The sequence below is a fragment of the uncultured Subdoligranulum sp. genome (assembly GCF_937890665.1).
In genome coordinates this window covers 16,517-36,784 of sequence record NZ_CALADU010000281.1, presented here as the reverse complement: position 1 = coordinate 36,784, position 20,268 = coordinate 16,517, and the positions used below count along the sequence as shown (strand labels likewise).

The following is a 20,268-nucleotide window of genomic DNA, read 5'->3' as shown; positions in this document are numbered from 1 at the left end:
ATAGCTATACGTGTAGGCGGTTTAGACCAGCCCAAATACCAGACCGATGCAATGGACCAAGAAGGCCACGACCCAAGCGATGACACATTGGGCAATGACTACCCCCACGGCAGCCTTGGTGCTGCCCATCTCTCGGCGAACGGCGGCGATGGCAGCCACGCAGGGAGTGTACAGCAGCGTGAAAACGAGGAAGACCATGGCGGTAAAGGGCGGGAATAGCGTGGGTAGTGCCGTGGCATCGCCGCCCAGCAGAACAGTCAAGGTAGAGACAACGCTTTCCTTGGCGGTAAAGCCGGTGATCAAAGCGGTGGAGATCCGCCAATCCGCAAAGCCCAGCGGGGCGAAGATCGGTGCAATCCAAGAACCGATCAAGGCCAGCAGGCTGCTGTCGGCGGAGGCGGCCACATTAAGACGTGCGTCAAAGGTTTGCAGGAACCAGATAATGACGGTAGCCACAAAGATGATGGTAAAAGCACGCTGAACAAAGTCCCGCGCCTTTTCCCAAATCAACTGCCCCACACTGCGGGCGCTGGGCAGGCGATAGTTGGGCAATTCCATGACAAAGGGGACCGGCTCACCGTGGAAGCGGGTGTGCTTGAGGATGAGTGCATAGAGCACGCCGCACAGGATGCCGAAGAGATACAAAAAAATCATCACCGGCGCCCGGTAGATGGGGGCGAAGAAGGTGGCGGTGAACAGTGCATAGATGGGCAGCTTAGCCGAGCAGCTCATAAAGGGGGTTAGCAAAATGGTCATCCGGCGGTCGCGGTCACTGGAGAGGGTGCGGGTCGCCATGATGGCCGGTACCGAACAACCGAAACCGATAAGCATCGGGACGAAGCTGCGGCCCGAAAGGCCGATGCGGCGCAGCAGGTTATCCATGACAAAGGCAACACGGGCCATGTAGCCGGTATCTTCCAGAATGGAAAGGAAGAAGAACAAGGTGACGATGGTGGGCAGGAAGCTCAGCACACTGCCCACACCGGCGAAGATGCCGTCAATGACCAGCGAATGGACCACCGGGTTGATGCCATAGGCAGTCAAGGCACTGTCCACAAGGCCGGTAAGAGCATCAATCCCCAAGGTCATCCAGTCGGAGAGCACCGCGCCGATAACGCCGAAGGTCAGCCAGAACACCAGCGCCATAATGCCGATAAAACAGGGCAGAGCTGTAAACTTGCCGGTAAGAATCTCGTCGATGGCGACACTGCGTTTGTGCTCCCGACTTTCGCCGGGCTTGACTACCGTTTCGGCACAGAGTTTTTCAATAAAGGTAAAGCGCATATCGGCCAGAGCGGCTTCCCGGTCCAGTCCGGTCTCGCTTTCCAGTTCGGTGATGGTGTGGTCCAGCAGTTCTTTTTCGTTTTGGTCTAGCTGCAACGCTTCCAAAATGGGACCGTCGCCCTCCACCAACTTCGTGGAAGCAAACCGCAGCGGTAAACCTGCAGCGGCGGCGTGGTCCTCAATTAAGTGGGCGACGGCGTGGATGCAGCGGTGCACGGCACCCTTGGGGTCGTTGGCGTCCGCTCCGGCGGTGCAGAAGTCGATGCGCCCCGGCAGCTCCCGGTATCGGGCTACATGCAGGGCGTGTTCGATCAGCTCATCGATGCCCTCGTTTTTGGCTGCCGAAATCGGTACCACCGGGATGCCCAAGTCGTTTTCTAGCTGGTTGACCAGAATAGTACCACCGTTGGCGCGGACCTCGTCCATCATGTTGAGGGCCAACACCATGGGAATCTGCAACTCCATCAGCTGCATGGTCAGATAGAGGTTGCGTTCAATGTTGGAGGCATCCACGATATTGATGATGCCGTTGGGCTTTTGCTGTAAGATGAAATCCCGGGTCACGATCTCCTCATTGGAGTAAGGCGACAGGGAATAGATACCCGGCAAATCGGTGACGGTGGCTTCGCTGTGGCCGCGGATGGTACCGTCCTTGCGGTCCACCGTCACGCCGGGAAAGTTACCCACGTGCTGGTTGGAACCGGTCAGTTGGTTGAAGAGGGTGGTCTTGCCGCAGTTTTGGTTACCGGCCAGAGCAAAGGTCAGCGGGGCGCCTTTGGCGATGGGTGGGCCGGCTTTGCGTGTGTGGTAGCTGGCGGTTTTGCCCAGCTCGCCCACACCGGGGTGCGGTACCGCCGCGTGCCGCACTTCGCTGCGTGCTGCCCGGTCGGTGGTATGTACGTTTTCTACGGTGATTTTGGCTGCGTCATCTAAGCGCAGCGTCAGCTCATAACCGCGCAGTTCCACTTCGATAGGATCCCCCATGGGAGCGACTTTGCGCAGCGTTACTTCGGTGCCGGGCGTCAGCCCCATATCCAGCAAATGGTGGCGCAGTTCTCCGGTGCCGCCAATGGCTTCGATCAAAGCATCTTGCCCGATTTTTAGTTCTGCCAATGTCATAAACTTTCCAAACCTCCTGCCTGCCTAGCAGGCCGCAAAATACCCTACGGGTATGCAAAAAAAGTTTAGCACGGCTAACAGGCAATGTCAATCATGCCCCTTTTGCTGAAAAAGAAAAAATAAACGTAGAAACGAAAAAGTAAATCCCAGGAAAACGGTAAAAAACGAGGCAAAAAAAAGAGGAAAGAATTTATGGAAAAATGATGTTTAGTGTTGACTTTTCTGGTAAATAGTGGCAATATATAAATTACACGAATTTGGTACATAAGACAGCGTATGTTGCTTTTTGGTTGGTTCAAAAACGAGGGACCATCCGGTACCTGTTGTACACGATGAAGGAGGAAGTGTATGTTACGTAAGAAGTGGCTTTCCCTTCTGGTAGCGGTCTCCATGGTGGCTGCGATGATGCCGACAACTGCGTTTGCAGAAGAAGTCGACACCACCACAGGTACTGAGGTCGTTACCAGCACGCCGAAAGAAGGAGAAGGGACGGAATCTACCTCTGCCGAGGAAAAGACGGAGCCTACGGAAGACGAGGTAAAGGAAGGTGCCGAGTCTACCGAGGGCAAGACGGAGGAAGGCACCGAGTCTGCTGAAGGCGAGACGGAGGGCGATACCGAGTCTACCGAGGATAAGACGGAGGAAGATTCTGAGTCTGCCGAGGGTGAGGAGGACGATGCGGTCGTTTCCGATGCAAACGGAAACGAGGACGCTGGTCTGCCTGAAATTGCGCTGATGGCGGAAGGACAGGAAACTTACAATAGCACGACGGTTTCTGATGCGGATGGCTTGAAAACCGCTTTGCAAAATGCCAGTGATGGTGATGTCATCACGTTGGAAGAAGGCACCTACGATGTGGGTAACCTGACGATCAACGCAGGTGTACAGATCTACGGACAGGGCGTGGATAAGACTACGATTAATGGTAGCCTGATTTTTAAAAATGTTACGAGCAACATTAAAGTAAAGAATCTTACGCTTCAGTCTGACGGTTCGAGCAATCAGGCAATCAATGTGAGTAGCGGATGCGAAAACATCAAGGTGGAAGTTGACAGTTGTAAGCTGGCTGGCTACCTGTTTGGTGTTGGTGTGAATAGTGGTGCTGCAAGCTGCAAATTGCAGGCATCCAATATCCAGTTGGACAACGTTTGGTGTGGCGCTGGTGTAAGTACGGGAAGCGGCTACAACAACGAAGTTTGGCAGTTTGATGTTACCGAGAGCCGTAATCTTGCTTATGCGGTACAGGCTTTCGGTGCGTATACTGATGGTGCTTCTGGCTATGACTATAACGCTTACTACACCACGGTGGAAAGCTTCGAAGCCGATGCCGCAGACGGACAATATGATACTCCCGACGGGAACGGGCTGGATGGTAGTGTTAAGGTTCCGACGGTTAATGACAACTGGCCTGCAGTGGCTGTTGTGGATGGTGCCTACTACGGAGATTTGGCGGAGGCCATTGCTGCCGGCGAGGATAAGATCGTTACCTTGACCGATGACGTCTATCTGGATAAGATGTTGGTCATCGCCACCAGTGACCTGAAGTTGGATTTGAATGGTTATACCATTACCGCAGCAGAAGATTTTGACACAACGAAGAATAACAACCATTTGATTAACGTCACGGGACAGAATGTTAGTATTGAAAGTGGTGCACTGGTTGGCACGGCTAATAGCAAACATGGTGTGAACGTGTACGGCGGCTCTGTGACACTCAAGAAAGTTTCCGTGGATGTTTCGGCGGCCGCAGCCAGTGCAACGCCGGTGGTTGTAAACGGTGGCAATGGCGAAGCCTCTGTAACGTTGGATGGTAATGTGACACTCACCGGTAATGGCTATTATGCGGTGGATTTGGACAAGAATAATGGTCAGCCTGTTACGTTGAATGTCCAGAAAGATTCTGTGGTTCAGCTGAATGGTACGCAGATAGGCGTTATGGCGAACTCGGAAGACGTGACTGTGAATTTCGGTGAAAATGTCGCGGTTAATGGCAGCAGTGCAACAAAGCTGTTCATTGAGCCTACGGTTAGCAGTGTTACAGTTACCGGTCTGGAAAATACCAACCTGAAAGATACTCCCATCGTTGGCGCTGCGGCTACCGTTGATGGCAAAGATGGTGTGTATTACACCACTCTGCAGGAAGCTGTAGATACCGTCAAGACTAATGGGAATACGGGCACCGTCCGTTTGGTGAACGATGTCAATTTGGGCACCACGCCGGTAGAGGTACCCGCAGGTATGAACCTGACGGTGGAAGGCAACAACCACACCATTACGCTTAACAACAAGCTAAAACCGGGTATTGCAGCTTTCAATGAGAGCACTTCTATGGAAGGCTTGAAGGCAGGAACCACGCTGGTGGTTAATAACGTCAACTTCCAGGGCAAGGAAGAAGTTCAGAACGGCCACGCCGTGATCGTTGGCGGTCAGGGCGGCGTGACGGTTGCGCTGAACAACTGCAATTACACGAACCTGCATGAAGCTGTATACTGCAACAACGTGAATGACGCCAGTGCAGCAAAGAATTCCATCACCATCAATGGCGGCACCTTTACGAACGTCGCCTACAGCTACAGTGTCGATGACGGTGCAACCACTGGCGCGCGTACGGACAAACATGACTTTGTTGTTACCGGTATCACCGAAGGTAAGGAACCTGAAACCTTTGCCGTGGCTACGGTAGATGGTGTCGGTTATAAGACTCTGGGTGATGCCATGACCGCGGCACAGAATGCCAAGGACAAGACTGTTAAACTGCTGAAAGATGTTCAGCTGGATTCCATGCTGACCATCAACCAGGAAAATCTGACGTTGGATCTGAATGGCCATACCATCAGCGCTTCGGATAGCTTTGCCGGTACGGGCAATAGCGCTCACTTGGTGGACATCACCGCAGACAATGTGACCATCAAGGGCGGTACATTGGTTGCTGGTGACAAGAACAACCATACCTTGAATATTTGGGATGCTGACAACGTCAATGTAGAAAGCATGACGGTGGATGGCTCTAAGGCTGGTTTGGGCGGCGCGCCCATCGTTATCGGTGGTTCCGATGTGGACCTGAACGGCAAGATTGTTATCACCACTGGTAAAAATTCTTGGGGCTCCATCAACGTCGATAGCACGAAAGACCGCAATGGCAATCCTAAGGCGTCCACTTTGGATGTGAATGGTGCCATTACTTTCGATGGCGAAAATCCGAGCAACTATGGCATCTACGTGGAAGATAAAGAAAACGTCAACGACAAGGATAAGATGGTCGTCACCTTCAACAAAGGTGCATCTGTTGCTGTGACCAATAACAGCAAGCCCGGTTTCGTATATCTGAAATTTATCGACGATGTGGAAGCCAGCGCTGAAGGTACGGAAAACGTTGGTCTGGTTTCTGATGGACAGGACGGCTTTATCAAGCAGGCCTCCTCCAGCGGTTCTCACCACAACTACCAGTGGCAGTACAATGCTGACAAGCATTGGCAGCTCTGCTCTGATTGCGGTTCCGTGATCAATGAGGACACCCACAACTTCCAGTGGAAACAGGACGAGAACGGTGTAGGCTATCAGCAGTGTGCTGAGTGCGGCTACCGCAAGTCTGCTACCCAGACGGCTGCAGCCAGCAACAATGCGACGGCTTCTGCCTCCGCTTCTGCTTCTACCACCACCAACGCCACCGCTACCGCTGCGATTCCGCAGACCAGCGATGCCAGCAACCCGCTTCTGTGGGTGGTTCTGCTGGTCATCTCCGGCAGCGCCTTCGGCGGTCTGATGGTTTACAAAAAGAAGAAGGAAGATTGCTGATCTTTCCTGATTCGCTAAGCAAAAGATAAAACGGGTGGACAACTTCGGTTGTCCACCCGTTTTGCTATGGGAAGGTTCAGACAAAAGCCCCCGCAAGGAAATCCTGCTTACACAGGGAACCTTGCGGGGGCTTGGTATCATTTCAAGAAGAAGCGCAGCATTTTCTCTTTTGCTTTTCCATAGGGCTGGTAGCGCACCGGCATATCCAACCAAGTTTTCTTATCCACGATGCTGCGCAGGTGGCTGAAGGCTTCAAACCCAGTCTTGCCATGGTAACCACCCATGCCGCTCTCGCCTACGCCGCCGAAAGGCATGGCGCTGGTCGCCAGATGGATAATGGTATCATTTAGGCAACCACCGCCGAAGTGGCAGCGATCCAGCACCTTACGCTGTACGGCCTTGTCCTCGCTGAACAGATAGAGGGCCAGCGGATGGGGCCGCGCTTCAATCTCGGCCACGGCCTCGTCCAAATCGGTATAGGTCAAGATCGGCAGAATGGGGCCAAAAATCTCCTCGCCCATTACGGCGTCGTCCCAAGTCACGTCCTTCATAATGGTGGGGGCAATGCGTTGGGCGGCCTCGTCGCCGGTGCCGCCGCAGACGACCTTGGCCGGGTCGATCAGCCCCATCAGACGATGATAATGCTTTTCGTTGATGATCTTGCCGTAAGCAGGATTTTGCAGCGGATCAGCACCGAACTGGACCTTGATCTCCTCTTGCAGGGCGGCAATCAATTCGTCGCGAACCGAGGCATCGCACAGGATGTAGTCCGGGGCTACGCAGGTCTGGCCGCAATTCAGATATTTGCCGAAGACAATGCGCTTGGCAGCCAGACGAATTTTGGCGGACCGCTCCACAATGCAGGGGCTTTTGCCGCCCAATTCCAGCACGGCCGGGGTCAAGTATTCGGCGGCGCAGCGCAGCACTTCTTTGCCCACCGCCTTGCTGCCGGTGAAGAAAATCATATCAAATTTCTGTCGCAGCAGAGCCTGATTTTCGGCGCGGCCACCGGTCACTACGCAGACATATTCGGGCGGAAAGCACTCTTCCAGAATCTGGGTCAGCACGGCCGCCGTGGCCGGAGAATAGGCGCTGGGCTTTACGATGGCAGTATTGCCGGCGGCCAGCGCATCAATGAGCGGGTCCAAGGTCAACAAAACGGGATAGTTCCACGGACTCATGATCAACACGTTGCCGTAGGGCGACGGGGCGCGAAAACTCCGCGCTGCAAACTGGGACAGCGGGGTGGGCACCGTGCGCTCCTTCATCAAGCTCCGCAGATGGCGAATCATCCAAGTGGCTTCGGACAAGGTTAAGCCGGTTTCGCACATATAGCTCTCATACGCCGATTTGCCCAAATCCTGCTGCAAGGCCCGGGCAAGATCAGCCTCGTGGCTTTGCAGGGCGGCTTTCAATTTTTTCAGCGCCGCAAGACGTGCCTCGGCGGACAGGGTATGACCGGCGGCAAAATACTCACGCTGCCGTTTGAGAATGGTTTGAATCTCCAGCTCCGTCATGAACGGTAACCTCCTGAACTTGTTTGTACATTTCTTCCAACTGTTCGGGTCCCCACAGTACCGGAACCGGATACAGCGGGTTGGCCTCGTGGTCCGCGTAGCGAGCCAACTGGGGAATATCCTCGGTGCGGATACCGGACAGCGTCTCGGGAATATCCATAGCTGCGTTCATAGCGTCGATGTAGGCGATGAACTCTTTGGCTGCCACTTCGTCGCTGGTGGAATCGCTGACACCGGAAGCCCGTGCCAACTCGGCCAGTTTTTTCCAAGCAGCGCTGCCATAGGCCTTCAACACTACCGGCAGCAGTACGCTGTTGGCCAGACCATGGGCGATGCCATACCGTCCCCCCAGACTGTGTGCCACGGCATGTACATAGCCCACATAGCTCTTGGTGAACGCGGTGCCGGCCAGATAGGCTGCCCGCAGCATGTTGGCGCGGGCTTCCCGGTTGTGGCCATTGTAGTAGGCCTCAGGCAGATTGGCGAAAATCAACTGCACGGCTTCCACGGCGGCGGCCCGGGTGCCTTGGGTGGTGGAACGGCCGATGTAAGCCTCCACCGCATGGGTCAAGGCATCCATACCGGTGGTGGCCGTCAACTGGCGGGGCAGGTTCAAGGTCACGTCGGGTTCCAATACCGCATAGTGGGGAATCAACGAAAAGTCGTTGATAGGGTACTTGTGGTGAATTTTTTCATCGGTGATGAAGGCAGCCAGCGTGGTCTCGCTGCCGGTGCCGGCGGTGGTAGGTACGGCGATCAGCAAAGGCAGGCGATGCAATACATGCAGCAAGCCCTCCATGCGGTCCAGCGACTTTTTGGGCCGCACGATCCGCGCCCCGACAGCCTTGGCACAGTCCATCGAAGAACCGCCGCCAAAGGCGATCAAACCCTGACAGCCGTTTTCCAGATAGAGCGTGCGGGCTTCTTCCACGTTGGCAACCGTGGGGTTGGCAACGGTCTTGTCGTAGACGACACAGCGGATCTGGGCGGCCTTCAGCAATTCTTCCAGATGAGCGGTCAGGCCCAGACTGTGTACGCCGGCGTCGGTGACCAGCATCACGCAATCGATATGGTGGGCACGCAGAACTTCCGGCACACCACCCACGCCTTGGATCAATTCAGGCTCACGATAGGGCAAAAACGGCAGCGCAATGCGCATACCGGTTTGAAAAACACGGCAATACACTTTCTTGAAAACGTTCACTCTACTCATCCTTTCCCACAATGAACATCATTGTTAAGAATAAGACAGAATGAGGCAAGATGTCAAGTAAAAGTTTACAAAAATAATTTCCCGATTTTGTTAAAAATGACGAAGTATCGACAACTGTACAAGGTTGCCGCGGGGCGAAGGTCACAGCAAGGCGGCCAAATTGTAGTCCTGCAAACAACGATTGATCCCTGCAAAAGTGGTGTCAAACACTAGGCCGCCGGACTGGGCTTTGGCGGTGTCCATCCGCAGGCTGCGGGACCAGTCGGCAGATTCTAACGTTGGGGAAATGCCCAAGGCATTGCAGAAATGGCGGGCCGTAGTAAGCATATCCGCATCGTTATCGCTGCCAAAGTTGTACACGCCGCCGGGCAGTTCTACCGCCGGCAGTAGATTTTCGATAGCTTGCCGCACATAGGTCACGCCGCGAAAATCTTTGCAGGAAAAACGAACCGCCTTGCCCTGCAATGCGGCCTGCCATAGGTTCAACGGCAGGTTGCCCCGAATGGGTAAGCCATAGCCCGGCAGATCGTACAGCCATGTGGCCCGCAGCAGTACGGCATCTGGCAGTAGGTCCAGCACACGCAGCTCGGCTTCCCGTTTGTGGCGGCCATAGACGTTGGCGGGGCGCAGCGGGGTCTGTTCGGAAAAGGGGCCCAGACCCTCCAATCCGGCATAGACCTGATCCGAGCTGAATGCCACCAATTTGGCACCGCATTGCCGGGCTGCTTGTGCGATCCAACAGGGAAGTTCTACGTTGGCATGAAAAGATTCTTCGGGATGAGCCGCACAGTAACCTGTGTCGGAAAGCGCCGCGGTGTGAAGGATAACTTCGGGGCGGAACTGCAATATGGTATGTAAGACCTCTGCCTGCGTGGCGGTGGCTAAGGTGCCGTGGGGATAGGGAGAAAGCTCCCACCGTCCCGCGAGCTGCTGCAGAATGCGGGACCCCACAAACCCACCGGCACCGGTTACCAAAACACGTTTCATGGGAAAACCTCCTTGGACAGCCGCTTTGTGGCGGCTGCGGTAGTATACCGTTAGTGTACCACATGGGAAGTAGTTTGGGCAGGGGGGCAGGTGTTTTGTAAGTTGACACTGTGGTTGGCAAAAGGATATACTAAATTAAATAGTGGACTTTATAGAAAAATGGAGATTATTCTCGGAAAGAATATATTTTAAAAGCTTTTACGGGAATATCTGCATTGGATAATTGATTAAATTGCGAGGGGGCGCAAACTATAATGAGTGCACAAAAGGTAATTATCATTCCTTTTGCACAAAAGGAAAATGCGAGTACTAGTGTTAATATAACTAACCAATCTGAAAGCGTGCAAATTTACTTGAAAAATTGTTGCGTTGCGGCTACTTCTGCAAAATACTGGAATCCAGATTGCGACGTACTTTTTGTAACAAATATAGAGGTGCCGCAACCGTATATCGATATATTGCGTCAACAGCAAGTGGAAATTGTAAACCAACCGTTTGATGCTTTCTGTATGCCGGACGAATATGCATGGTCATTGGCTTTTTATAAACTTTGTGCATTAAAGCGGATTTTAGAAAAAAGAAACTATAGCTATTATTGCTATTTGGATTCTGACGTTTATGTACAAGGCTCTTTTGAGTGCATTTGGCGAGAATGCATGGACTATATATTGCTATACGATATTAACCATGGCTTGCAAGTACAAGATTTTAGACGTTTTTTGGAAGAAACGCAAAAATTCACGAAACGGGAAAAAATTATCACTCAATATGGCGGAGAGTTCTTTGCAGCTTCAAAGGAAAATGCAAAATGTTTTGTTGAAGATTGTGAGGAAGTTTATAAAAGGATGCAACAAGAAAAATTTGTGACGACCTTGGGAGATGAGTTCATTATATCTCTTGTCGCTGATGGGCAAAAGACATTGATCAGAAATGCAGGAGCGTACATTTACCGCTTTTGGACAAGGGCGTTTTTCTTGGTTTCTACTTGCTATAAATTCAATGCTGTGATTGTTCTTCATGTTCCATCAGAAAAAGAACGAGGAATGATTAATTTGTACAATAAATTTATTAGCAAAGGGAAGATTCCGCGCTTAAAACAAGTACATAAGATGTTGCATTTAACTAAGCCAACATGGAAGTCAAGAATAGCTATTTTTCTTAGAGATTGCAACATGATCCACTAAAATAATGAGGATGTATTGAAATAAGTTGCAGTAAAGAAATGTGCAGTAGATTGCGCTACTTTTGCACAAGGAAATAGATAAAAGCTAAAAATGGTTTTTCAGCGGGCATATAGGGATAAAAGCAAGGGAGTAGTCGCTTCGGTTTGAAAAAGGTGGACACATAGATGCTGGAAACGATGCGGGACTTTTTTAACCATCGTTTGGATGGATATGAAGAACATCAATTAGGGGTGATTCAGGGCGCGCGGGAATTTTATCCCCTGACCGCCGCTTGTCTGCCGCAAAAGGAGAACGCACGCCTATTGGATTTGGGATGCGGAACAGGCCTTGAACTGGAGCCGTATTTGGCGTCCCATCCCACGGCAGAGGTGACCGGTATCGATTTGGCAGAGGAGATGCTAAAGGCTTTTCGGATGAAATTTCCCGATCGAGCGTTGACGCTGCTGCAAGGATCCTACTTTACCATCCCTTTTGGGGAGCGATGCTATGATGCGGCGGTATCGGTGGAATCGCTGCATCACTTTACAAAAGCGGAAAAAGTTCCCCTTTATAGAAAGGTGCTTCGGGCGTTGAAACCAGAGGGGTACTTCATCATCACCGACTATTTTGCCGCCTCCGAAGAGAAGGAAACCCATTTTAGGGCAGAGCTGCTGCGTTTGCGGCAGGCACAGGGCATCCGTGACGAAGAATTCTACCATTATGATACGCCTTTGACCGTAGCCCATGAGATACAAGCCTTGCAAGAGGCGGGATTTTCTCAGGTGGAACTTTTAAAGCGGTGGGACACGACCTGCCTGCTGCGGGCCAATGCATAATCGCAGGGATACTATGCCATAAGAAGTCCCGGCGGGATGACCGAGAGAAGCAGAACGGTTTGCGCGGATACAGGGGGGGCGACCAACGCGGCGGAGATTCGCGTAAGGGAAAAAACGGTTCCCGTATTTATTATTCGCTTTTTGGGTAGGAGAAATTTTCATGTATGAAGTAATGCAGGTGGGGCAGAACAGCTATTTTATCCAGAGCCCGGCCAAAATCGGATTGTACCGACTCAATGATACCGATGTCTGCCTGATCGACAGCGGCAACGATAAGGATGCCGGGCGCAAAGTCCGCCAGTTGCTGGCCGCCAACGGCTGGCGTTTGGCGGCCATCTACAACACCCATTCCAACGCCGACCACATCGGCGGCAACAAATATCTGCAAACCCAGACGGGCTGTAAAATCTATGCCCCCGGCATGGAGTGCGATTTTACCCGGCATCCGGTGCTGGAGCCTGCCTTTCTCTATGGTGGGTACCCCTGCAAGGAACTGCGTCACAAATTCCTGATGGCGCAGGAAAGCGACGCGCTGCCGCTGACCCAAGCAACGCTGCCCGAAGGATTTGAACTGCTGGAATTGCCGGGACACTTCTTTTCGATGGTCGGGTTTCGCACACCGGATGACGTGGTCTATCTGGCGGACTGCCTTTCCAGCCGGGAAACGCTGGACAAGTACCAGATTGGTTTTATCTATGATGTGGCCGCCTATCTGGATACACTAGAACGGGTCAAAACCTTACGGGCCAAGGCGTTTGTGCCGGCCCATGCTGCGGTTACCGAGCAGATCGCCCCGCTGGCACAATACAATATAGATAAAGTGTGGGAGATCGCCGGCAAGATTCTGCGCCTTTGCGAACAACCCGTCGGCTTTGAAACGATCCTGCAAAATCTTTTTAAAGCGTACGGTCTGACGATGAATTTTGAACAATATGTGCTGGTGGGCAGTACGGTGCGCTCCTATTTATCGTGGCTGAAGGACACCGGCAAATTGACGGCACAGTTTGCAGACAACCGGCTGCTGTGGCAGCGCGCGGAAGCCTGATGGAGGACACAATGAACAAACAGGAAGTTTATCGTTTTTTAGAGGAAAAACAAATTCGGTACGAAGTCACCGAGCACCCGGCGGTGTACAACATGCAGGAATTGGAACAGGTAGAACTGCCTTATCCGGACCGGGACGCCAAAAACCTTTTTGTACGGGATGATAAGCGGCGCAACTACTATCTCATCACCGTTCAAGGGGACAAACGGGTCAATCTGAAAGAGTTTCGGCGCAAGCAAGGGACCAAACCCCTGACTTTTGCCTCGCCGGAAGAATTGCAGCAGCTTCTGGGATTGATTCCCGGCGCGGTGACGCCATTTGGGTTGCTCAACGATACCGAGTGCAAGGTCCATTTTTATATCGATCGGGATTTTTGGCAAGGGTCCGGCCTGATCGGCGTGCATCCCAACGACAATACGGCCACGGTTTGGCTGCAGGCAGAGGAATTGACGGCGCTGCTGCGGGAGCACGGTACCGCTGTGGATGTGGTGGATCTGGACTGAGGAATTCACCCCTTCAAGCACCTACACGATCTGGTATAGACCGGTTATGTGTAGGTGTTTTTCTTATCGTGCGGCGGTGTGCAAGGCTGACAGCTTTGCAAAGTGGTTGGTTTTGGCAAAAACTTCCGTCTGCCCGCGTTTGTATAGGGGATAAAGGCAAGCGATTTCGCATAGGTTGGGGCAGGGAGGTGGGGGCATGCTGGAAATTTTGGGCCTGTTTTTGCAGGCGGCGGCGGGGCATGTACTGTATCTGGCCTTACACTTGGAAAGCGGTTCCTTCCCGCGGCCGCTCTCTCCGGCCAAGGAACGGGAAGCCTTTGCCGAGCTGCACGCCGGAGGGCCGCAGGCGGTGGAAGCGCGGGACCGGCTGATTCGCCATAACCTGCGATTGGTGGCGCATGTGACCAAAAAATACTACGCGGCAACTTCGGCACAGGATGACTTGATTTCTATTGGCACCATCGGTCTTATCAAGGCGGTAGATACCTTTGATCCGGCACGGGCCAGCAAGTTTTCCAGTTACGCCAGTCGCTGCATCGAGAACGAACTGCGGATGGAGCTGCGCCGGACGCGACGGGAGGGTACACAGATTTCTTTGCAGGAACCGCTGGAAGGTAGCAGCGGCCAACTGACCTTGGCGGACACGCTGCCGGATCCGGCGGTAATGGAGGATGATTGTGAGCGTCGCGCCGATGCAGCTCGGCTGCGGCGGCTGTTGCAAACGCTGCCACAGCGGGAACAGGATTTATTGACGATGCGGTACGGTTTGGACGGCAAACCGCCCAAAACCCAGCAGGAGGTGGCAGCGCATTTGGGGATCAGCCGCAGCTATGTATCCAGAATGGAAAAGCGTGCTTTACAGCGGCTGCAGCAGCACTGGAAGACGTAGACTTGTTCTGAAAAAGGGATGAGTTGAAAATCCATACATTTTCTGCGCAAAATACAGCCAAAAAGTGAAAGAACCCTACAAAAACACGAGAAAAAATGATTTTGTGCTTGGCTGAAAAACACCAGACATAAAGCGATGAAAAAATCGATATAACGAAAAAATATAAAAATGAGACAAAGTTGTGGTAAAGATATGAAGAATGTGAAAAAATTATTAAATAACAAAAATGGGTAACGAAATTTGTTCAAAATCCATTGACATTTCGACCAAAAGCAGATACTATCTAAGTATCATATAGCGAGGGAGAGTAGACTGTCGTGCATCTGACAAAAAGTGAACAGCAGATTATGGAAATTTTCTGGCAGGCAGACCACCCTATGGCACAAACAGAAGTGGTTACTACCTGTGTGGATCGAAAATGGAAAGAGCGTTCGATCTTCTCTATGCTCAACAGCCTGATGGAAAAAGGCGTCCTGCGTGAAGTGGGATTTGTGCGTAGCGGCAAGACGTACGCGCGAACCTTTGAACCGGCGATGTCTCATGCCGAATATCTGGCAGAGGTAGTTGCCCAACAGCTTCCGATGGAGCAGTTCCCCGAACTGCTGGCGGCCATGCTGAAAAAGGTGGAAATGACCCCGGCTTTGCAGAAAGAGCTTCGTGCCGTGGTACGCGAAAATGGACAATGATTGGATAGACGAACAAAGGTTTAGCGGATCATGCCGCTGGCGGCGATGGCGGCCACAGCCTCCTGAATCTTTTCCACAGGCAGGGTCAAGGCAAAGCGAACATAGCCTTCTCCGCTGGGACCAAAGCTGGACCCCGGCGTGCAGATGACGCTGGCCTTTTCAATCAATTCCATGCAGAACGCCATGCTGGTTTCGTAGCCGGCGGGGATAGGCGCCCACACGAACATGCTGCCGTGGCTGTCCGGCACATTCCAACCAATGCTACGCAGTCCGCCGCACAGCGCGTCACGGCGGCGCTGATATTCGGCACACTGCCGCTGCACACCGTCCAAGGGACCGGTCATGGCGGCAATCGCTGCCTTTTGGATGGGCAGGAACATACCAAAATCAATCTGGGTGCGCAGCTTTTTGCAGGCGGCTACCACGTCGGGGCGGCCTACCAAAAAGCTGATGCGGGCGCCGGTCACGTTGAAGCTCTTGCTCAGGCTGAAAAACTCCACCGCACAGTCGGCGGCACCCGGCGTGTTGAAGATGCTGCCGCCGTGGGCACCGTCAAAGATGATGTCGCTGTAAGCGTTGTCATGTACCAACAGAATGTCGTATTTGCGGCAAAAAGCGACGATTTCCGCGTACAATTCCGGGGTGCCGATGCTGCCCACAGGGTTGGCAGGCAGGCTGACCAGCATCAGCTTAGCCGCCCGGGCTACCTCCTCGGGAATGGAGGAAACATCCGGCAGGAACTGATTTTCCTTGGTCAACCGGTAGTACCACGGTTTGGCACCGCCCAGCATGCAGCCTGTCATAAATACCGGATAACAGGGGTCGGGCAGCAGGACCACATCCCCGTCGTTGCACAGGGCAAGGCCCAAATGGCCGATGCCGTCCTGACTGCCGGAAAAACTCATCACCTGTTCGGGATGCAGCCCCTCTACACCAAAACGGCGTTTATAGTAGTCGCAGACGGTTTGAAGCAGCTCCGGCAGGTCGCGCAGGCTGTATTTCCAGTTTTCGTCGTTCTGCGCGGCGTCGATTAGAGCTTGCTTGATGTGCGGGGCCGGAGCAAAGTCCGGGGTACCTACGCTTAAGTTAAAGAGATGGCGGCCTTCGGCTTCCAGAGCTACTTTTTTGTCGTTCAGCGCGGCAAAGATCTCAGGTCCGAACAGGTCCAACCGTTGGGAAAATTCCATGCCAAAAACCTCGTTTCCAAAGTGGGAATACCCCTTATTATACGCTCGCCGCTGCCAGCTTGCAAGCCCTGTCGGTTCGTGTTATGATGAAGAGAATCAAATACAAATGAGGGATCTAGGATGGAAAAGGAAAACCGTTTGGCTGCAGCATATCTGTTGATCGGCATTTCGGCTGCGGGACGTGCCTTTTTGGCTATGCCGGAGGCAGTGGAACTGCAAGAACTTTCTTTGACGGTGCTGGCTTTGGTGGGCTACCTGTTGGTTTGCCGCCGTACATGGAAACCGCTGGTTTGCGGTGTGGCACAGGTGGTTTTGGAATTGATCCTCTGCGGCAGCCAGCATGGCGGTGTTTGGGTGTGGCTGATGCCGGCACTTCGGTCGGTGGATTTGTGGGTACTGCTGCTGGCGTCGGTGTTGATGCTGCGGCAGAGCGGTCAGGCCAAAACCTTGATGCCCGTTGTGGCGGCCGTGCCCTTGGCGGTGTATACGGTTTCCCGAATACTCTCCCTGCCGATGGTGATATCTTCGGCGGCTTTTATTGTGTTCAGTGTGCTGCTGCTCTGGTATGCGGTGTTGATGCTGCGTACTTACCGTACGGCACGGGAACAAAAAGAAATCCGGTAACGGCATAAGGTTGTAGAATTTCCCTGAATATGCTATACTATTAATAATTATCGAGGTTTGGCTCGGGAAAGAAGGCTTATCTATGATTCCTTTTAATGTTCCGCCTTGTGTGGGGGACGAGATTGAATATGTAAAACAAGCCATTGATTCGCATAAAATCTGCGGTGACGGTGCCTTCACCAAGAAATGCAATGCTTGGTTGGAAGAACGGTTTGCAGCCCAAAAAGTGCTGCTGACTACCAGCGGCACCACTGCGCTGGATATGGCCATGCTGCTCTGCGGGCTGCAGCCCGGGGATGAAGTCATCCTGCCCAGCTATACCTTCTCCAGCACGGCCACTGCAGCGGTGCTGGCCGGTGCCAAACTGGTGTTTGTGGATATCCGCCCGGACACGATGAACATTGATGAGACCAAGATCGAGGCTGCCATCACCGAAAAGACCAAGGTCTTGATGGTCATGCACTACGCCGGTGTGGCCTGTGAAATGGATACCATTATGGACATTGCCCACCGCCATGGCTTGATGGTGGTGGAAGATGCGGCGCAGGGCATGATGAGCCAATATAAAGGTAAGGCTCTGGGCACTATCGGTGATTTTGGCTGCTATTCTTTCCATGAGACCAAGAACTACTCCATGGGAGAAGGCGGCGCGCTGGTCATCAACAACCCCGCCTATAACGAGCGTGCCGAGATTCTGCGAGAGAAGGGCACCAACCGCGCTAAGTTCTTCCGCGGTCAGGTGGACAAGTATACCTGGGTAGATTTCGGCGACAGCTATCTGCCCAGTGAGCTGAATGCTGCCTATCTGTGGGCGCAGTTGCTGCATGCCGACGAGATCAACAACGATCGTATGGCCACATGGAATGCCTATCGGGCAGCCTTCCAGCCGTTGGCAGAGGCCGGCAAGGTGGAATTGCCGGTGATTCCGCAGGACTGTGTACACAATGCCCACATGTTCTACCTCAAATGTAAAGATTTGGAAGAGCGTTCGGCGCTGATCAGCTACCTGAAGGAACGGGACGTTTTGGCCGTGTTCCATTACATTCCGCTGCATTCTGCTCCGGCAGGACTCAAGTTTGGCCGGTTTGACGGGGAAGACCGTTACACCACCAAGGAGAGCGAGCGGTTGGTCCGTCTGCCGCTGTACTACGGCTTGACCGAAGAAGACCGCAACCGTGTGATCGAAACGGTGCTGGCCTTCTATGCGCAGTAATTTGTTGTGGAGTTGATGCCACAGCATCCATACTGCAAACAACCAGAAAGGAAACACGAGAATGGAGTCATTGCCGCGCCTTGTGGGGGAACGGGTCGTTTTGCGCCCCATTACCGATGCGGATACCGAACATATCGTTGCGTGGCGGAATACACCTTCGGTGATGGAAAATTTTATTTTCCGTGAGAAATTCACGCCGGAGATGCACCGTCATTGGCTGGCTGCCAAGGTGGCCACTGGGCAGGTAGTCCAGTATATCATCGAGGAGAAAGTTACGGGACAACCGGTGGGTTCGGTCTACTACCGTGATATGGACTGCAAAAACCATAGCGCGGAGTATGGTATTTTCATCGGGGAACCGGACGCCCGCGGAAAGGGACTGGGTACCGAAACCGCCCGACTGTTTACCGACTTTGGATTCAAAACACTGGGGCTGCACCGGATCAGCTTGCGCCTGCTGGCAGAAAATTTGCCGGCGCGCCGCAGTTATGAAAAGGCTGGCTTTGTGCTGGAAGGAACGTTCCACGATATGGTATTGCTGGAAGGACGTTACCGCGACGTTGTGTTTATGGCTAAATTGTCCCCAAACCCGGCAGACAGCGACAGAGTGGGGGAATAAGCCCGTGAAGACCATCCGAAACATTTTACAAAAGACCCCCAACGCGCTGCTCTGCGTTTTGGGGGCACTCGTGTTTTTGCTGGTGTTTTATACGCTGGCTTACCGTACGCCGCTCACCGACGTGTGGATGGCTCCGAATATCGATAATGATGAAGTGATCTACAACCGGCAGGTCGTCAGTGTTATCACCCACGGCGGGCCGCAGGGCTATTTTGGGTATCAGGAAACCCACGCCGACATTGGGCGTTACAGTACCTGGGGACCGTTTTTGATTTGGGCCTATGCGATCCCGGCCTTTTTCTTCGGCGCGGGGGTTAACACGGTGTTCTGGTGCAATATTGTCTTTGCCATTGCCGGGATGGCTTTGTTTGCGTGGGCGACAAAGCTGAAAGTTTGGCAGCAGATGGTTTGCGCAGCCACACTGGTTTGCCTGTGGATGCCCTTGAACTCGGTGTTCAGTGGGGCATCGGAAGCTTTACACTACGCATTGGCATTGACCATTGTGGGGGCCTCCGTGGCAGTATATCGGAATTTTTCCTATGGATGGCTTATCGTGGCGATCGTTGCCTGCGCGTTGGAAACGATTTTCCGCCCCTATGCGCTGTTGTTTTGGCTGTTTCCGCTGGTGGCGTTGTGGAACCGTGAAAAGCGGTGGCGTATTCTTTGCGGGGGAACGGCCTTGGTCAGCTTTGGACTGGCACTTTTCTCCATGACAAAACTTGCGGCACCATATTTCAGCGGTGGAGGCATGGATTTTGAAGGCTTGCGCATGCTCCTGCGCGGTGATTTGGTGGGGGCAATACAGTATGAACTGGAACATGCGGCAAAAGCGTTGCGCACAGTTTGGGTCGATATTGTACCTACGGTGCAAGGAGATCCGCGCTATCTTGGCGTAGGTTGTGTGATTTTTCTTGTTCTGGTACTGGTAACGCTGGTTTGTTTCCTGACGGATATACGTCGGGGCCGTCCCTATCGCTTTAAAGCCGCTGCACTGGCTTGCGCGGGACTGGTTTTGTTGGTGTTGGTATTTATGTATAGCATCGCGCCGCGGCATTTAATGCTGCTTTGCATGTTGATGTTGGGCGCTCTGACAGTAGAAAATGCATCGCAGTTCAAGTTCTATTTGCCAGTACTGGCGATTTTGCTGCTGCCTATCAATGCTGAGCGGAGCAGCCTGTCGACCCGCTTTCCCGAGATGGAAACGCAAATCGCTGCGGTGGAAACAGCGCTGACCGACAGTGTAGAGGCGCGGCAGAGCGATGACCCGTGGGACTATACCTTGGCCTATGCCTATGATGACGATGTGTTCCATGGGTATCTGTATGCAGTGCCGGCGGGTATGGGCATTGAGTTTGACTGGAACACCTATCTGGCAGATCCCAACAACACGATTTACTCGCGGTATGCTATGGTGAATCACGGCACCGATGCCGAAAAACGCTTGTTGAACGACGGCTGGCAAGAGTTGGTTTCAACCGAAGATTTGGTCGTGTATGAACGGATGTAAGAGGTGCTGCAACTGATGTGTGGAAAAGCAGCATGCTGTTATGAACGGCAGACTTGCGAGTCTACTTAGGAATTTATAACT

16 protein-coding genes are annotated in these 20,268 nt (G+C 52.9%); 11 read left to right on the top strand and 5 right to left on the bottom strand.

The features are described from left to right. Positions 1-21: 21 nt before the first annotated feature. A complete protein-coding gene (feoB, locus tag Q0526_RS16060) occupies positions 22-2,403 on the bottom strand; it encodes a ferrous iron transport protein B (RefSeq protein WP_298735813.1) in 2,382 nt (793 codons plus the stop codon). A 348-nt stretch (positions 2,404-2,751) separates the two neighbouring features. Here feoB and Q0526_RS16055 point away from each other — a divergent pair, with 348 nt between their 5' ends. Further along, positions 2,752-6,198: a hypothetical protein gene (locus Q0526_RS16055; RefSeq protein WP_298735810.1), complete on the top strand. Its 3,447-nt coding sequence runs from the start codon at positions 2,752-2,754 to the stop codon at positions 6,196-6,198. Positions 6,199-6,335: 137 nt separating this feature from the next. Here Q0526_RS16055 and Q0526_RS16050 read toward each other — a convergent pair whose 3' ends face one another. The 3 genes from Q0526_RS16050 to Q0526_RS16040 all read right to left on the bottom strand — a co-directional run bounded on the left by Q0526_RS16050 (position 6,336) and on the right by Q0526_RS16040 (position 9,915). After that, positions 6,336-7,715: an aldehyde dehydrogenase gene (locus Q0526_RS16050; RefSeq protein WP_298735808.1), complete on the bottom strand. Its 1,380-nt coding sequence runs from the start codon at positions 7,713-7,715 to the stop codon at positions 6,336-6,338. Beyond that, complete coding sequence (locus Q0526_RS16045) at positions 7,672-8,928, bottom strand: iron-containing alcohol dehydrogenase (RefSeq protein WP_298735805.1); 1,257 nt, start codon at positions 8,926-8,928, stop codon at positions 7,672-7,674. The genes Q0526_RS16050 and Q0526_RS16045 overlap by 44 nt, the downstream gene beginning before the upstream one ends. 141 nt (positions 8,929-9,069) lie before the next feature. Further along, positions 9,070-9,915, bottom strand: coding sequence for a sugar nucleotide-binding protein (locus Q0526_RS16040; protein WP_298735803.1), 846 nt, complete (start codon positions 9,913-9,915; stop codon positions 9,070-9,072). Positions 9,916-10,169: 254 nt separating this feature from the next. Between Q0526_RS16040 and Q0526_RS16035 the strand changes: the two genes are divergently transcribed. The 6 genes from Q0526_RS16035 to Q0526_RS16010 all read left to right on the top strand — a co-directional run bounded on the left by Q0526_RS16035 (position 10,170) and on the right by Q0526_RS16010 (position 15,037). After that, positions 10,170-11,099, top strand: a complete 930-nt coding sequence (locus tag Q0526_RS16035; protein ID WP_298735801.1) for a hypothetical protein — start codon at positions 10,170-10,172, stop codon at positions 11,097-11,099. Between the two features lie 164 nt (positions 11,100-11,263). After that, positions 11,264-11,914, top strand: a complete 651-nt coding sequence (locus Q0526_RS16030; RefSeq protein WP_298735798.1) for a class I SAM-dependent methyltransferase — start codon at positions 11,264-11,266, stop codon at positions 11,912-11,914. Positions 11,915-12,074: 160 nt separating this feature from the next. After that, positions 12,075-12,959: an MBL fold metallo-hydrolase gene (locus Q0526_RS16025; RefSeq protein WP_298735796.1), complete on the top strand. Its 885-nt coding sequence runs from the start codon at positions 12,075-12,077 to the stop codon at positions 12,957-12,959. An 11-nt stretch (positions 12,960-12,970) separates the two neighbouring features. After that, on the top strand, positions 12,971-13,462 hold the full coding sequence (locus tag Q0526_RS16020; RefSeq protein ID WP_298735794.1) for a prolyl-tRNA synthetase associated domain-containing protein: 492 nt from the start codon (positions 12,971-12,973) through the stop codon (positions 13,460-13,462). A 196-nt stretch (positions 13,463-13,658) separates the two neighbouring features. Continuing rightward, entirely contained in the window at positions 13,659-14,351 is a 693-nt protein-coding gene (locus Q0526_RS16015) for a sigma-70 family RNA polymerase sigma factor (protein WP_298735790.1), read from the top strand. A 317-nt stretch (positions 14,352-14,668) separates the two neighbouring features. Then, positions 14,669-15,037, top strand: a complete 369-nt coding sequence (locus Q0526_RS16010; protein WP_298735788.1) for a BlaI/MecI/CopY family transcriptional regulator — start codon at positions 14,669-14,671, stop codon at positions 15,035-15,037. A 20-nt stretch (positions 15,038-15,057) separates the two neighbouring features. Here the strand turns inward: Q0526_RS16010 and Q0526_RS16005 are convergent, their stop codons facing one another. Next, positions 15,058-16,224 carry an aminotransferase class I/II-fold pyridoxal phosphate-dependent enzyme gene (locus Q0526_RS16005; RefSeq protein ID WP_298735785.1) on the bottom strand — a complete coding sequence of 389 codons (1,167 nt, stop codon included), beginning with the start codon at positions 16,222-16,224 and terminating at the stop codon, positions 15,058-15,060. A gap of 120 nt (positions 16,225-16,344) precedes the next feature. Here Q0526_RS16005 and Q0526_RS16000 point away from each other — a divergent pair, with 120 nt between their 5' ends. The 4 genes from Q0526_RS16000 to Q0526_RS15985 all read left to right on the top strand — a co-directional run bounded on the left by Q0526_RS16000 (position 16,345) and on the right by Q0526_RS15985 (position 20,187). Then, complete coding sequence (locus tag Q0526_RS16000; protein ID WP_298735783.1) at positions 16,345-16,848, top strand: hypothetical protein; 504 nt, start codon at positions 16,345-16,347, stop codon at positions 16,846-16,848. An 82-nt stretch (positions 16,849-16,930) separates the two neighbouring features. Next, positions 16,931-18,061 (top strand): dTDP-4-amino-4,6-dideoxygalactose transaminase, encoded by a 1,131-nt coding sequence (gene rffA, locus Q0526_RS15995; RefSeq protein ID WP_298735781.1) that lies wholly within the window; start codon positions 16,931-16,933, stop codon positions 18,059-18,061. A gap of 61 nt (positions 18,062-18,122) precedes the next feature. Then, entirely contained in the window at positions 18,123-18,680 is a 558-nt protein-coding gene (locus Q0526_RS15990; RefSeq protein WP_298735779.1) for a GNAT family protein, read from the top strand. 4 nt (positions 18,681-18,684) lie between these two features. Further along, a complete protein-coding gene (locus tag Q0526_RS15985) occupies positions 18,685-20,187 on the top strand; it encodes a hypothetical protein (RefSeq protein WP_298735777.1) in 1,503 nt (500 codons plus the stop codon). The last annotated feature ends 81 nt before the right edge of the window (positions 20,188-20,268 follow it).